Source organism: Streptomyces sp. DH37 (assembly GCF_029813835.1).
In the GTDB taxonomy this organism is placed as follows: Bacteria; Actinomycetota; Actinomycetes; order Streptomycetales; family Streptomycetaceae; genus Streptomyces.
Window position 1 is genome coordinate 1 of the sequence record NZ_JARVKV010000101.1, and the last position, 13,749, is coordinate 13,749.

Consider the following 13,749-nt stretch of genomic DNA (forward strand, 5'->3'; position numbering starts at 1 on the left):
GTCGGGCGCCCGGGGGCCGGCGGCCGTGGTCGGTCCTTGTCTCCGGTCTTGTCACTGGTCTTGTCGCCGGTCTTGCCGCGGACGCTGCGGACTCGTCGCGGCCTTGTCGCGGCGGCGTCAGAAGGAGAAGACCGGGCCCGTGGCGCCCTCCATGACGCAGGAGTTGGCGAAGGTGCGCTCGTACGAGACCTCGCGGCCCTTCCAGACCCCCTCGGCCGTGATCGTGACCGGGTCCCAGATCATCGGGCAGATCCGGTCGCCGTCGGTCTCGACCAGCGCGCCGACCTCGCCGTCCACGGAGCGCAGCGCGGCGCACGCCCGCCCCGGGGCCGGGTGGGTGCCGCCGGAGCCCGGCGGGCAGGTGAGCACGGCGCTCCGCCGCTCGGGGGCCGTCGCCGGATCCTCGCCCTCGGCGACGGTGAGCACCAGGACCGAGGGCCCGGACGGCTCGTCGGCCCCGGCGGGGCCCGCGGGTCCGGCGGTCGCGCCGGCCGTGGTGGCCGCGGGGCCCACCAGGCAGGCCGCGGTCAGCACGGCGCCCAGGCCCAGGCCCTTGGTGGCGTACCGCATGTCGAACACTCCCTGTGTCTCTCGGGAACAGGTTCCGGACGAACGCCTTGCCGGTGTTCATATCGGGACACATGGGGGCGGTTGAATCCGGTCACCCGCCGCCGCGGCGCGCCCCGGGGCGCGGCGTCCGCCCTGGTCGGCGGCGGCCGGGTGCCGGGTGGGCGCCGGGCGGAGGGCCGAGGCGGGGGCGGGCGGGTGCATATGACACCCCGGTGACGTGCGGGTCCTCCTCCCGCCGTCGCGCGCCGCGTCCCCGACTCGGCCGGAAGACGCTGCTCTCGGGGCCTCGGGGCCTCGGGGCCTCGGGCACCCGGTACGCCCCGGGCGCCGGACGGGCCCCGCGCGGGACCGAACCCCTACCCGAGGCGTCCCTTCGTCCTCATGGCCGCGCGCTGGGCGGCGGCCTGGGCCGGCCCGGTCACGTAGTGGGTGAGGGGGCGGGCGGCGGCCAGGGCCGCGCGGGCCGCGTTGGAACCGCAGGCGCCGTGGACGCCGCCGCCCGGGTGGGCGGAGGACGAGGCGAGGTAGAGGCCGCGCACGGGGGTGGCGGGGCGGCCGGTGCCGGGGACGGGGCGGAAGAAGAGCTGCTGGTGGACGGCCGCGGTGCCGCCGTTCAGGGCCCCGCCCACCAGGCTCTCGTCGCGTGCCTCCAGGTCCGGCGGGGCCAGGACGCGGCGGTCCCGGATCAGTGCGCGGAAGCCCGGGGCACGGCGCTCCACCTCCGCCTCCACCCGGTCGGCCATGGTCTCCCGCTCGCCCGGCCCCCAGCGGCCCGTGACGCCCGCCCCGCCCGCGTCCTCGCGCACGCGCTGCGGGAGGTGGGTGTACGCCCAGGCCGACTCGGTGCCCCGGGGGGAGCGGGTGGGGTCGGCGGTGGTCATCTGGCCCAGCAGGCAGAAGGGCCGGTCCGGGACGAGGCCGGTGGCCAGCTGGGCGCTGTGGCGGGTGAGGTGGTCCATGCTCTCGGCCAGGTGGACGGTGCCCGCGCCGGCGGCCCCCGGGGAGGCCCAGGGGATGGGCCCGGACAGCGCCCAGTCCACCTTGAACGTCGCGGTGTCCCACTGGAAGCGGCGGACGTCCTCCTGCAGCCGGACCGGCAGGTGCTCCCAGTCGACCAGCCCGCCGTACAGCGCCGGGGCGGGGACGTCGGCCAGGACCGCCCGCCGCGCCCGTACGGCGTCGCCGCCGGCGGTCCGCACGCCGAGGGCGCGACCGCCGCGGACCACCACCCGCGTCACCCGGGCACCGCAGCGCACCGTCCCGCCCCGGGACTCCAGCCGGCGGACCAGGGCGTCGGTGAGGGAGCCGGCGCCGCCCGCGGGCACCGGCCAGCCGAACTGCTGGCCCAGCATCGCCAGCAGCCAGCCGTAGACCGCGCCGGCCGTGGACTCCGGGAAGAGGTCGGCGTGCAGCGCGCAGCCCGCCAGCAGCATCGGCCCGCCCCGGCCGGCGAACTCCTCCTCGCCCAGGCGCCGCACCGGCAGCAGGAGCGTGCGCAGCAGGCGCAGCCCCCCGGCCGCCCGCAGGCGGGCCAGCATCGACAGCGCGGGACGCACCGGCGGGAAGGGGGTGAAGAGGGCGTCGAGGAGGTCCGGGCCGAGCCGGTCCCACAGGGCCGTCAGGCGCAGGTACGCCTCCCCGTCCCCGGGCGCGAAGGCCTCCAGGCTCGCGGCGGTGTCCTCCCGGTCCCGGTGCAGGACCGCGCAGCGGTCGCCGGGCAGCGGATGGGCGAGGACGGACGGGGCGTGGCTCCACCGCAGCCCCCAGCGCTCCAGCTCCAGCCCGCGGACGACGGGGGAGGCCGCGGCCAGGGGGTGGAAGGAGCTGAACAGGTCGTTGACGTAGTCGGGATGGACGCCGCGGTCGCTGCGCACGGCGCCGCCGGGCTCGGGCTGGGACTCCAGGACCAGCACCCGCCAGCCCGCGTCGGCCAGCAGGTTGGCGGCCACCAGCCCGTTGGGGCCGGCTCCCACCACGACGGCGTCGTACGCCTCGGACATGTGCGGACAGCCTCCTGGGACGGACGTGCTGCGGGAACGGGGGGAGGGGAGCGGGGAACGGGGAGGGAGGGGAACGGGGAGGGGCGGCGGTCAGGCGCCGGGCGGGACGGTGTCGGGGCGGGCGGCGTGGGCGGGGTGGCCGTGCGTGCGCCGCGCCTCCTTCATCTCCGCCTCGTACAGGTGCTTCAGGCCGCCCGTCAGCCGGTCGCGCACCCGCTCCTCCAGCTCCGTGAAGGGCTTGTAGTAGTGCGAGTCGTAGCCCTCGACGATCTGGAACGTCCAGTGGCCGGGGATCACGTTGCGGCCCAGGACCTCGGTCTCCAGCAGGTCCGCCTCCTCGGCGTGCCCGGCCCGGCGCAGCAGCTCCACCGCCTCGCCCAGCAGCAGGTCGGAGCGGCCGGTCATCTGGTGGAAGGAGTACAGGTGGCCGCGCGCCCGCTCGGTCGCCTCCAGGGCCTCGGTGACCTTGCCGACGGCCTCGACCGTGGCGTCGTCCACACCCGGCGGGCGGCGGTGCGCCCGGTCGGGGCGGTCCTCGGGACGGCCGCCGGGGCCGCGGCCGCGGATGCCTTCGGTCGTCATACGTGCCTCCCCGCTTCCCGGTCGGCCTCCGAGCGGCCCGACTCCACCACGTTCCGCAGCCGCGACAGCATCAGCCGGTGCCGCAGTTGCAGCGCCACGTCCACGGGCGCGGTGTGGAGCTGGGCCACGGCGCCGCGCAGCGGGTGCTCGTCCATGGTGACCAGCGCCCCCTCGCCCCACGGCTTCACGGAGATGGCGATGCGGGCCGTGCCCAGCCGCCCCGCCGAGGCCTCCAGCTCCAGCCGCTCGGGCGGCTCGCAGAGGCGGACGATCGTGTGGCCCTGCGTGTTCAGCGGCCCCTTGCCGATCGTGTAGCGCAGGGCCGTGCCCACCTCGGGCCAGTGGCCCTCCGCCTCATGCGTCTCCCGCGTGCCCACGACCCACTTCTGGTACTGATCGGCGTCGCTGAGAACGCTCCACACCCTCTCGGGCTTCCTGTTCACCCACACGTGTCGCACTGCCATGCGGGCCGGGTACCCGCTTTTGCGCGAAGCACCGCCCGGCCGCGGCCACCGCCCCCTTACGGACGAGCCCGCGGCCACCGGTCGGCGTCCCCGGCGCTCCCGGCACGGCCGCCGGGGACGCAGGGGATCTCCATGGTGACCATCGTCGGCCCGCCCACCGGGCTGCTGACGGCGAGGACGCCGTCGAACGCGCCGAGCCTGCGCTCGATCCCGGCCAGCCCCGTGCCCTTCGAGGCGTCGACCCCGCCGCGCCCGTCGTCCGTGACCGCGATCCGCAGCGCGCCGCTCTCCCGGGAGTAGCCGACGTCCAGCCAGATCCGCCCGGCGCCCGAGTGCTTGGCCGCGTTGGTGAGCACCTCGGCGACCGCGAAGTACGCCGCCGCCTCCACCGGCTCCTCGAAGCGGCCGGGCAGATCCACCTCGACCTCCACCGGGAGGGGGGCGCGCAGCGCCAGGGCGCGCACCGCGTCCCCCAGGCCGCGCTCGGCGAGCACCGGCGGGTGGATGCCGCGCACCAGGTCGCGCAGTTCGGACAGGGCCTCGGCGGAGTTCCGCCGGGCCTGGGCGAGCAGCCTCCTCGCCTGCTCGGGGTCCTTCTCGATCAGCGCCTCGACCGTGCCCAGGCTCATCCCCATCGCCACCAGCCGCGCCTGGGCTCCGTCGTGCAGGTCGCGCTCGATGCGGCGCAGTTCGGCGGCGGAGGTGTCGACCGCGTCGTGCCGGGTCTCGTACAGCCGGTCCACGCGGCGGCGCAGCGCCATCTCCCGGGTGGGCGCCAGCAGGGCGCGGGTGAGCCGGGAGTCGGCGCGCAGCAGGTGCGGACCCGCCCACAGGCCGACGGCGGTCATGGCCCAGCCCGCGCCCATGGCCAGGAAGGCGGCGCCCTGCGAGGTCAGCGGCACGAACAGGAACCACTCGCCCCGCATGGCCCGCCAGGCGCCCGCGGCCACCACCGTGCCGTACGGGCCGTAGAGCGTCAGCACGGTGGGCAGCAGGGCGAGCGTGAAGCCCGCCGTGGCGTCGGCCAGGAGCCACTGGAGATCGCGCCAGGTCGCCGGGTCCCTCAGCAGGAACACGCAGCGCTCGACCTGTCCGGTGACGCCAGGCCGCGGATCCCGCGGCCGGGGCCGGTACGGGTCGGGGACCGCGATCCCGCCCCAGTCGGCGGCCAGCGCGCGCCGCCACCGGGCGTACGACCGCACCACGCCCAGGACGGCGGGGGTGGTCAGCACGCCGACGCCGAGCGCGACGAACGCGATCGAGAGCACCGACAGCACGAACAGCACGATCCCGCACACGATCGACACCAGTGCCAGCGGCAGTCCCCGCGCCGCGGCCACCAGCCCGCCCCGCACCCCGCTCCCGCCCGTTCCGGTTCCGTCCATTCCGCTTCCCCCTTCGTTCCGGTCCTCGTCCCGGCTCCATCCGGTCCCGGTCCGGTTCCCGTCCGGTTCTCGTCCGGTTCCGGGCCCGCCGCCCGGCGCCGGCCTCCAGTCTGGCGGCGCCGGGCGGCCCGGAGCACGGGGGGCGGACACCGGACCGGGGGTGTACCCAGCACCACCACGGAAGGGGGGCGGGAGCGCGTCCGCCCGCCGGGCGGGTGTCACGGCCCGGCGGGCGTCTGGCATGGTGGGCGGCGCCCCCGCTCGTCTTTACCGGTACAGCCAAGGAGACACCGCGACATGAGATTCGGCCTGCTCGGCACCGGCCCCTGGGCGGAACTCGCCTACGGCCCCGCACTGCGCGCCCACCCCGACGCCGAGCTGACGGGGGTGTGGGGCCGCCGCCCGGAGGCGGCGGCGGACATCGCCGCACGGTTCGGCGGCCGGCCCTACGACGACGTGGACGCGCTGATCGGCGACTGCGACGCGGTGGCCGTGGCGCTGCCGCCGGACATACAGGCGCCCCTGGCGGTACGGGCCGCCCGGGCCGGCCGCCATCTGCTGCTGGACAAGCCGGTGGCCACCACCGTGGCCGGCGCCCGCGAGATCGCCGACGCCGCCGAGGCGGCGGGCGTGGCCTCGGTCGTCTTCTTCACCCTGCGGTTCCGCCCCGAGACGGCGGCGTGGATCGAGGAGCAGAGGAAGGCGGGCGGCTGGCAGCTGGGCCGCGCCGACTGGCTCGGCGGGATCTTCGGCGAGGGCGCCGAGCCCAGCCCCTTCGCGGGCTCGCCCTGGCGGCGGGAGAAGGGCGGGCTGTGGGACGTCGGCCCGCACGCCCTGTCCATGCTGCTGCCGGTGCTCGGCGACGTGGCCGACCTCGACGGGTCGGTGGCCGCCGTCTCCGGCTCCGGGCAGACCGTCCAGCTCGCCCTGCGGCACGCCTCGGGCGCGTCCAGCACCTGCGCGCTCAGCCTCGCCGTCGCCCCGGCGGCGTCCGTGACCCGGGTGGAACTGCGCGGCGCCGCGGGCGCGGCGGAGCTGCCGGAGGGGGAGACGGACGCGGTCGCCGCCCTCGGACACGCCGTGGACGCCCTGCTCGCCTCGGCCCGCACCGGTGAGCCGCACCCGTGCGACATACGGTTCGGGGTGCGCGTGACGGAGATCCTGGCGGCGGCCGAGGCCCGGCTGGGCGGCTGACGGCAGCGGGCGGGGCGGGCGGCGGCCCGCGGGCCGGTGGCGAGGCCGCGGCCGGGCGCCGGTCCGCGGGCCGCCGTCGGCCCCGCCCGGGAGCCGCCGCGCCCCGTCGGCGGCCCGGCCGGCCCCTCGCCGCGGCGGTTCACGCCCGGCCCAGACCGACCCCGCACCCCGCGCACAGCGTGTACGTCCAGTAGCCGTTGCGCCAGAGCTCGGTGCCGGTGGGCCCCTCGCACACCCAGCACACCGGGCGGCCGTCCGCTCCCGGCCTGCCGGACGGCGGGGCGCACAGCGCCCGGCGCACCACCACCGGCAGCGGCTCGGCGGGGTGGCGCCGGGGGTCGGGGCAGTAGGCGATGTTGTTCCAGCCGCGCCGCCACGCCCGCCACGCGTCGTCGGCCGCGGGCTGCCGCCGTCCCGCCCGCTTCTCCGCCGTCCGCCTCCCGGCGTACGCGGCCACGGAGGCCAGCCACACCTGCCGGGCCGCGTGGAGCTCCTCGACGGCCCGCACCAGCGACTCCGGGTCGCTCTCCGGCCTGTTCGGTATGCCCGCGCTGCCGCGCAGGTAGTGGTACGTCGCGCCGAACCCGTACGGAGCGAAGTGCTGCAGGCACGACCGCAGGTCGCTCAGCCGGTGGCGCGGGGTCCGTGTCCCGTCGTGCACCCGGGCCCGGTGCGTACCGAAACTGCTCATCCCCGTCCCCCTGTCGTTCTCGGAGAGGATGACGGCACCCTGCCCCATCCGGTACCTCCGGTAAGGCTACTTCCCGCACTTTCCCCGAAGTCGCGCGTCACCGGCGGCCACCCGGCCGGGCGACGGAACACGCGTCCGGCTCCGGCCACGGCCTTCCACCGTGTGCGCCCGCCCGCGGCGGAACGAACGCGCAGGACCGGGCCGTGACGCCCGCCCGCGCGCCCCCCTGTGCGCCCGCATATTCAGACCGTATTTGTCAAGTCTCTGCGACGGCTCGCCGGATGCGCCTATGCTCCCTGTCACGCAGCGAGTCGTCTCCGTCACGGCTTGTCGCCGCCGCGTGCGGCGCTCCGGCGCCGCCGTGCCCCCGAGCGGGGTGACCAGGGGAGTCCGACCGGTCCGGACGCCCCTCTCCTCGGGTCTCCCCGGGACGGCGTATGCCAGCGGTCCGTGCCCCCGGCACGCCTCCCGCGCCGCGTCCGCCGCCCCGCGGCCCGGCGCCGCCGCTCAGCCCCGTGGTTCAGCGCCACCGTTCCGAAGCACCGTCCCGCTCCACCTGCCCTGTCCGTTCCGTCTCGTCCCTTCCTGTCCCTTCCATCCCTTTTATCCTCCTGTTTTCTCCCCGTCCCACCGCCCGCCCACAAGCCAGAAGGATGCCCATGGAGCCCGCCGGCTCGTTGACGGGAGGCCGAAGCCCCGCCCCCGGGGGCGTGTGGCTCGCCTTCCCCGTACTGGTGGCCGCCTGCGCGGCCGTAGCCGCCTTCTCCGTCACCGCCCCGGCCCGCGCCGCGGTCGCCTGGTGCGGAGCCGCGGCGACGCTCGCGGTCGCCGCGGCCGCCTGCGAGGTGATCCGCCGGGGACGCGCGATCACCGCCGAGCAGCTGCACGCGGAGCGGCTGCTGGCCGACCTCGAGCGCTACTGCCACGAGATCATGCCTCCCGTCGTCGAGGCCGTGCAGCGCGGCGAGGCGCCCGGCGACGTACTGCCCCCCTCGCTGCACCCCGCCGACTCCGACCCGCGGCTGGTCGCCGCCCACGAGAAGCTGACCACCACGGTCGTACGGGCGGTCCAGGACCGCGAGTTCCAGCGCGACTCGGCCCGCCGCGCGATCGTCAACATCGCCTGCCGCATCCAGGCCGAGATCCACCGCCTCCAGGCCGACCTGCGCAGGATGCAGTTCAAGCACCCCGGCCCCGAGATCCTGGGCGACCTGATGCACCTGGAGCACGGCGTCAACGTGGCCGGACGTGTGGCCACCAGCCTGGCCGTCCTCGGCGGCGGCAGCCCGGCGCGCCAGTGGCAGAAGCCGGTCTCCCTCTACGACGTGCTGCGCGCGGGCAGCGCGCCCATCGCCGAGTACCTGCGCATCGAGCTGCACCGCGTCTCCGAGGTCGCGGTGCTCGGCCCGGCCGTCGAGCCGCTGAGCCTGGTCTTCAGCGAGCTGATGGACAACGCCACCCGCTACTCGCCGCCCAGCACCAAGGTGGTCGTCAACACCGAGGAGGTGGCCTCGGGCGTCGAGGTCTCCATCGAGGACAAGGGCGTCGGCCTGACCGAGGAGACCCGCCGGCACGCCGAGTTCCTGCTCACCCAGGCGCTCGACGGACTGGACCTGGAGGACCTCGGGGAGACGGCCCGCATGGGCCTGCGCGTGGCGGGCATCATGGCGGGCCGCCTCGGCCTGCGGATCTCCCTGCGGCCCTCCACCTGCGACGGGGTGCGCGCGGTCGTCTACGTCCCGCACGACCTGCTCACCGCGCTGCCCATGGACGCGTACTCCCGGGTCGGCGGCCGTCCCCCCGGCCCGGTGAACCGGCGTCAGGCCATCAGCGGGCCGCGCCCGTACGCGGCGGAGGCGGCCGGCGAACCGGTGGTGGTCGAGCGGAACGCCAACGGGCTGCCGCAGCGCCGCCGGCGCGTCGCCGAGCCCCTGCCCGGCGCGGGCGGTACGGCCGGCGCGGGCATCCGGCTCGGCGCGGCCGGCCGGGAGGCGGCCGGGAGGTCGCCGCTGGAGACCCACCCCGACACGGGGCTGTGGATGGGCGCCTTCTTCGCCAAACCCGGCGGTGCCGAGTCCGGCGGCGCCGAGTCCGGCGGTGACGGGGGCGGCGGCGCGAGCGCCGGCGGGCCCCCGACCGCACCCCCGAGAACCCCGGTGCCCCGGCAGGCACCGAACCGGCCTGCGACCGGCGACGAGTCGCGAAACCAGTAGTGGAATCAGGTGATCTGCACGTGACGACGCAGCAGCGGCTCAAGAACATGGACTGGTTGCTCAAGGACCTGGCCGTCACCGTCCCCTACACCCGGCACATCGTCCTGCTCTCCGCCGACGGGCTGTGCATGGCCCAGTTCGGCACCGACAAGGACACGGCCGACCGGCTGGCCGCCGCGTCCTCCGGGCTCAAGAGCCTGGCGCAGTCGGTGGCCGCGGAGTTCCCGCACGGCGAGGGCGGCGTGCGCATGGTCGTCCTGGAGGTCGACGGCGGCTTCTTCTACCTCATGGCCGCCGCCGCCAACTCCTATCTGGCGGTGACCGCCGACGAGGGCGTGGACGCCGGGCTGATGAGCCAGCGCATGAGGGACCTGGTCATCAGGATCGGCGACCACCTCGCCAGTCCGCCCCGCGCACCCGAGCAGGCCCCATGAGCAGGGGCGACAGGCTGGCGGACCGGGACCGGGACTGGGAGGAGGGCACGCCCGTCCCCCTGTACATCGTCACCGGCGGGCGCACCGAGGCCGGGGACGCGCAGGTGCTCGACCTGGTCACGCTGATCGTGGCCCGGTCCGAGCCGCGGCCGGGGATGCACCCGGAACACGTCTCCATCCTGCGCCTGTGCGCCAACCCGCTCTCCGTGGCCGAGCTGTCGGCGTATCTGGACCTGCCGTTCAGCGCCGTCCACGTGCTGCTGGCGGACCTGATCGCCGACTCCCGCGTGGAGGCGCGGCAGACCCGCGCGGCGCACACGGCCGCCGCGGACCCCGACGTCGAGATCCTGAAAGCGTTGATCGATGGACTACAACGACTCTGAACTGCCGCTCGGGCCCCGGCGCGAGGACCTGCTGCCGGTGTCGGCCGAGAGGTCGGTCAAGGTGGTCGTCGTCGGCGGATTCGGCGTCGGCAAGACGACCATGGTGGGCTCGGTCAGCGAGATCCGCCCCCTGACCACCGAGGAGACGATGACCCAGGCCGGAGTCGGCGTGGACGACCTCTCCGGCGTGGAGCGCAAGACCGAGACGACCGTCGCCATGGACTTCGGCCGGATCACGCTCAACGACCGGCTCGTCCTCTACCTGTTCGGCACGCCCGGCCAGCAGCGCTTCTGGTTCCTGTGGAACGGCGTGATCGCGGGCGCGCTGGGCGCGGTGGTGCTGGTGGACACCCGGCGGCTGGAGGAGAGCTTCCCCGCCATGGACCGTCTGGAGCAGGGCGGCGTCCCGTTCGTCGTCGCCGTCAACAACTTCCCCGACGCTCCCGTCCACCCCGTCTCCGACCTGCGGTCCGCGCTCGACCTGTCCGAGCGCGTCCCCGTGGTCAACTGCGACGCCCGCAGGCTCGAGTCCAGCCGCGACGTCCTGCTGACGCTGATGCACCACCTCCACGACTCCGCCACCGCGACCCGGGAGGTCCTGTGAGCACGCCCCCCTTCCCCGAACCCGGCCCCCCGCGCGCCGCCTTCCCGCGAACCGCCTTCCCCGCCGGCGGCGCGGCGCCCCCACCGGGCTGCCCCGCCCACGGCGCGGGGGCGCCGCCCCCCGGCAGGACGGGCGCGACACCCCTGTACGGGCCCGAGGCCTCCGCCGACCCCATGGGCCTGTACGAGCGGCTGCGGGCCGAGCACGGCGCCATCGCGCCCGTCCTGCTGGAGGGCGGCGTCCCCGCCTGGCTGCTGCTCGGCTACGACGAGATCCTCCAGGTCGCCCGCAACCCGCGCCGCTTCGCCCGCGACACCCGGCTCTGGCGCGACCGGGAGGAGGGCAGGATCCCCGACGACTCCCCGCTGGCGCCGGTGCTGGGCTGGCGTCCCGACTGCATCTCCCAGGACGGCCACGAGCACCAGCGGCTGCGCGGCGCGGTCAAGGACAGCCTGGAGCGCTTCGACCGACGGGCCATCCGCCGCGCCGTCCACCGGCGCGCCCACCAGCTCGTCGACGACTTCGCGGGCGCCGGGCAGGCCGAACTGGTGGGCCAGTTCGCCCTCCCGCTCCCCATGATGGTGCTGACCGACCTCTACGGCCTGCCCGAGGAGGAGGGGGCCCGGCTGGTCGAGGCGAGCCGGCAGCTCGTCAAGGGCACGGAGAAGGCGCTGGAGGCCGACCGGCACATCCACGAGATCCTGGGCCGGCTGGTCGCCGACAAGCACCTCGCGCCCGGCCCCAACCTGGCCTCCTGGCTGATCGCGCACGAGGCGCGCCTCAGCGACGACGAGGTCCTCCAGCACCTGCGGCTGGTCCTCGTCCTGGCCCACGAGACCACCACCAACCTGATGGTCAACACGCTGCGGATGGTGCTGACCGACCCGCGCTTCCGCGGCACCCTCAACGGCGGCCAGATGACCCTCCCGGCAGCCGTCGAACAGGTCCTGTGGGACGAGCCGCCGCTGACGGTGCTGCCCGGGCGGTTCCCCCGGTACGACATGGAGATCGCCGGGCGCGAGGTCCGCAAGGGCGACCTGCTGCTGCTCGGCCTGGCGGCGGGGAACGCGGACCCGGCCACCGGGCGCACGGCCGGGCAGGACATGCACGGCAACCGCTCGCACCTGTCGTTCAACAGCGGACCGCACGAGTGCCCGGGCCAGGACATCGGGCGGGCCGTCACCGGCTCCGGCATCGACACCCTGCTCGGCAGGCTGCCGGACCTGGGCCTGGCCGTCCCCGAGGAGGAGCTGACCTGGACCTCCTCGTCCTGGTCGCGCCACCTGGACGCCCTCCCGGTGCGGTTCACGCCCCGTCACGCCCGCAACCCGTTCGAGCGTCCGCCCGCCGGCGGGCGGACGGACGCCGCTCCGGCGGCCCGGGAGGTCCCGCCGGAGCGGCGGGAGACGGTGTACGCGGCGGGACGGACGGCGCCCCCGCAGCGCAGCACGTCCGGCCGGTGGGGCCGTCTGCTGCGCCGCGCGCCGCGCGGCTGACCCGCGGCGCCGGGCCGTTCCCGCCCGCGGCTAGCGGGAGAGCGCGTCGCGCACGGCGTCCTCGGAGCGCGCCACGACCGCCGAACCGTCGTCGGCGGTGATGATCGGCCGCTGGATCAGCCGGGGGTGCTTCGCCAGCGCCGCGATCCAGCGGTCCCGTTCGGCCGCCTCCCGGGGCCAGGACCGCACCCCCAGCTCCTTCGCCTCGGCCTCCTGCGTCCGGGTGATGTCCCACGGCTCCAGCCCGAGCCGTTCCAGCACCGCACGCAGTTCGTCCTCGCCCGGCGGGTCCTCCAGATAGCGGCGGACGGTGTACTCGGCGCCCTCCTCGTCCAGCAGCCTCACCGCGCTGCGGCACTTCGAGCACGCGGGGTTGATCCAGATCTCCATGCGCCTCACGGTAGCGCCAGGAGGCGGCGCCCGGGCGCCGCGCGGAGCCGGGCGGGTCGTGCGAGCCGCGGAGCCGGGCGGGCGGGGCGCGGCGGTGGCGGACCGCCTCGCCGGGGCCGGCGGACCGCGGAATCCCGCGGCCCGGTGATCCCGGTGCTCCGGGGTCCGGGGGAGGGGCGGGCGTCAGACAAGCGGCGGAGAGGGGGCGGCCCCGGCCCGACAACCGTCCGTTTCTCGGGCCCTCCCCCCGCCCCGGAAGGCGGCCCGCTTCCGTGCTGACCAGCGAGAACGCCCCCATGAGGGGGCGGTGTCCGGTGCTTGACGGCGGATCGGGGCCTTCCTATGGTCTCCTCGCTCTACCGGAAAGGTTCCGAAAGCTTTCGCCTCCACGCTTCCGCACCCCCGCACCCCCCACACCCGCGGACCGCGCCGCCCGCTCCCGGACGAGGACCACCGGCCCGGCCGCACACCAGGAAGGAACCGGATGTGACCACGACAACGAGCACCACCGGCAGGGCCGCCCGGAGCCGCCCGCGCCGCCTGCGGCGCCTCGCGGCGCCCCTGCTGCTCGCCGCCGGGCTCTGCCTGAGCGCCCTGGCCACGGCGGGGCCGGTCCAGGCCGTCGACAGCACCGTCATCACCTCCACCCAGAACGGCGGCAGGACCGTCTCGTTCACCTTCGACGACGGTCCGGACCCCACCCACACCCCCCGCATGCTCGAGGTGCTCCGCCGGCACGGCGTCAAGGCGACCTTCTGCCTGTGGGGCGACCACGTGCGGCAGTACCCCCACCTGGTACGCCAGATCACCGCCGAAGGCCACCGGCTGTGCAACCACTCCATGGCCCACCAGGACATGGGCGGCTGGTCGCAGCAGCAGATCCGCCAGAACCTCGAGCAGACCAACAACGCCATCCGCCAGGCCGCGCCGGGCGCGCAGATCACCTACTTCCGCGCCCCGTACGGCAGTTGGGGCCAGTCCCCGCAGGTGGCGGCCTCGATGGGGATGCAGCCGCTGGGCTGGCGGATGGACATCGGCGACTGGCAGCCCCCGGGCACCGGCGAGCTGGTCCGCCGGATCATGCAGGGCGTCACGCCCGGTGCCGTGGTGCTGATGCACGACGGCGGCGGCGACCGCAGCCAGACCGTCGCGGCCGTCGACCAGACCATCCCGCAGCTGAAGGCCCAGGGCTACACGTTCGGCCAGCCGGCCGTCCGCTGACCCGGCGGCGCGCACCCTCCGACGCCGCCGCGCCGCGCCGTGACACCGGCACGGCACAGGCAGCACGGCACAGGCACGGCACAGGCACGGCACCGGCCCCGGCGGGACGTCCCGCCGGGGCC

At 76.0% G+C, this 13,749-nt stretch carries 14 protein-coding genes; 7 read left to right on the forward strand and 7 right to left on the reverse strand.

Translation table 11 applies throughout. The annotated features are described in order from the left end of the window. Window positions 1-117: 117 nt before the first annotated feature. The 5 genes from QC029_RS29160 to QC029_RS29180 form a co-directional block, all read right to left on the reverse strand. On the reverse strand, window positions 118-570 hold the full coding sequence (locus QC029_RS29160) for a subtilase-type protease inhibitor (RefSeq protein ID WP_279558840.1): 453 nt from the start codon (window positions 568-570) through the stop codon (window positions 118-120). Window positions 571-926: 356 nt separating this feature from the next. After that, window positions 927-2,570, reverse strand: a complete 1,644-nt coding sequence (locus tag QC029_RS29165) for an NAD(P)/FAD-dependent oxidoreductase (protein ID WP_279558841.1) — start codon at window positions 2,568-2,570, stop codon at window positions 927-929. A gap of 90 nt (window positions 2,571-2,660) precedes the next feature. Next, entirely contained in the window at window positions 2,661-3,152 is a 492-nt protein-coding gene (locus QC029_RS29170; RefSeq protein ID WP_279558842.1) for a hypothetical protein, read from the reverse strand. Next, a complete protein-coding gene (locus tag QC029_RS29175) occupies window positions 3,149-3,616 on the reverse strand; it encodes an SRPBCC domain-containing protein (protein WP_279558843.1) in 468 nt (155 codons plus the stop codon). Before QC029_RS29175 ends, QC029_RS29170 begins: the two co-directional genes overlap by 4 nt. Window positions 3,617-3,672: 56 nt before the next feature. Then, entirely contained in the window at window positions 3,673-5,001 is a 1,329-nt protein-coding gene (locus QC029_RS29180) for a sensor histidine kinase (protein ID WP_279558844.1), read from the reverse strand. 297 nt (window positions 5,002-5,298) lie between these two features. On the opposite strand from QC029_RS29180, the gene QC029_RS29185 reads away from it, so the two are divergent. Beyond that, complete coding sequence (locus QC029_RS29185) at window positions 5,299-6,195, forward strand: Gfo/Idh/MocA family protein (RefSeq protein ID WP_279558845.1); 897 nt, start codon at window positions 5,299-5,301, stop codon at window positions 6,193-6,195. Window positions 6,196-6,334: 139 nt separating this feature from the next. Here QC029_RS29185 and QC029_RS29190 read toward each other — a convergent pair whose 3' ends face one another. Then, the gene (locus QC029_RS29190; protein ID WP_279558846.1) at window positions 6,335-6,886 is read right to left on the reverse strand and encodes a hypothetical protein; all 552 of its coding nucleotides are present in this window, start codon (window positions 6,884-6,886) and stop codon (window positions 6,335-6,337) included. Window positions 6,887-7,563: 677 nt separating this feature from the next. On the opposite strand from QC029_RS29190, the gene QC029_RS29195 reads away from it, so the two are divergent. From QC029_RS29195 to QC029_RS29215, 5 genes are read left to right on the forward strand one after another with little or no spacing between them, the layout of a single operon-like run. Then, entirely contained in the window at window positions 7,564-9,099 is a 1,536-nt protein-coding gene (locus tag QC029_RS29195; protein WP_279558847.1) for an ATP-binding protein, read from the forward strand. A gap of 47 nt (window positions 9,100-9,146) precedes the next feature. After that, entirely contained in the window at window positions 9,147-9,533 is a 387-nt protein-coding gene (locus QC029_RS29200; RefSeq protein WP_279558852.1) for a roadblock/LC7 domain-containing protein, read from the forward strand. Beyond that, window positions 9,530-9,916 (forward strand): DUF742 domain-containing protein, encoded by a 387-nt coding sequence (locus QC029_RS29205; RefSeq protein ID WP_279558848.1) that lies wholly within the window; start codon window positions 9,530-9,532, stop codon window positions 9,914-9,916. The genes QC029_RS29200 and QC029_RS29205 overlap by 4 nt, the downstream gene beginning before the upstream one ends. After that, the gene (locus tag QC029_RS29210) at window positions 9,897-10,520 is read left to right on the forward strand and encodes an ATP/GTP-binding protein (protein ID WP_279558849.1); all 624 of its coding nucleotides are present in this window, start codon (window positions 9,897-9,899) and stop codon (window positions 10,518-10,520) included. Before QC029_RS29205 ends, QC029_RS29210 begins: the two co-directional genes overlap by 20 nt. Continuing rightward, entirely contained in the window at window positions 10,517-12,016 is a 1,500-nt protein-coding gene (locus tag QC029_RS29215) for a cytochrome P450 (RefSeq protein WP_336621620.1), read from the forward strand. The genes QC029_RS29210 and QC029_RS29215 overlap by 4 nt, the downstream gene beginning before the upstream one ends. A gap of 30 nt (window positions 12,017-12,046) precedes the next feature. Here QC029_RS29215 and QC029_RS29220 read toward each other — a convergent pair whose 3' ends face one another. After that, complete coding sequence (locus tag QC029_RS29220; protein WP_279558850.1) at window positions 12,047-12,406, reverse strand: arsenate reductase family protein; 360 nt, start codon at window positions 12,404-12,406, stop codon at window positions 12,047-12,049. Window positions 12,407-12,892: 486 nt separating this feature from the next. Between QC029_RS29220 and QC029_RS29225 the strand changes: the two genes are divergently transcribed. Next, a complete protein-coding gene (locus QC029_RS29225) occupies window positions 12,893-13,627 on the forward strand; it encodes a polysaccharide deacetylase family protein (protein ID WP_279558851.1) in 735 nt (244 codons plus the stop codon). Window positions 13,628-13,749: the final 122 nt, after the last annotated feature.

Bases quoted from the DNA above. Each gene is read 5' to 3' on its own strand.
- QC029_RS29160 (WP_279558840.1), bottom strand. From the start codon at position 570: ATGCGGTACGCCACCAAGGGCCTGGGCCTGGGCGCCGTGCTGACCGCG.
- QC029_RS29165 (WP_279558841.1), bottom strand. From the start codon at position 2,570: ATGTCCGAGGCGTACGACGCCGTCGTGGTGGGAGCCGGCCCCAACGGG.
- QC029_RS29170 (WP_279558842.1), bottom strand. From the start codon at position 3,152: ATGACGACCGAAGGCATCCGCGGCCGCGGCCCCGGCGGCCGTCCCGAG.
- QC029_RS29175 (WP_279558843.1), bottom strand. From the start codon at position 3,616: ATGGCAGTGCGACACGTGTGGGTGAACAGGAAGCCCGAGAGGGTGTGG.
- QC029_RS29180 (WP_279558844.1), bottom strand. From the start codon at position 5,001: ATGGACGGAACCGGAACGGGCGGGAGCGGGGTGCGGGGCGGGCTGGTG.
- QC029_RS29185 (WP_279558845.1), top strand. From the start codon at position 5,299: ATGAGATTCGGCCTGCTCGGCACCGGCCCCTGGGCGGAACTCGCCTAC.
- QC029_RS29190 (WP_279558846.1), bottom strand. From the start codon at position 6,886: ATGAGCAGTTTCGGTACGCACCGGGCCCGGGTGCACGACGGGACACGG.
- QC029_RS29200 (WP_279558852.1), top strand. From the start codon at position 9,147: ATGGACTGGTTGCTCAAGGACCTGGCCGTCACCGTCCCCTACACCCGG.
- QC029_RS29205 (WP_279558848.1), top strand. From the start codon at position 9,530: ATGAGCAGGGGCGACAGGCTGGCGGACCGGGACCGGGACTGGGAGGAG.
- QC029_RS29210 (WP_279558849.1), top strand. From the start codon at position 9,897: ATGGACTACAACGACTCTGAACTGCCGCTCGGGCCCCGGCGCGAGGAC.
- QC029_RS29220 (WP_279558850.1), bottom strand. From the start codon at position 12,406: ATGGAGATCTGGATCAACCCCGCGTGCTCGAAGTGCCGCAGCGCGGTG.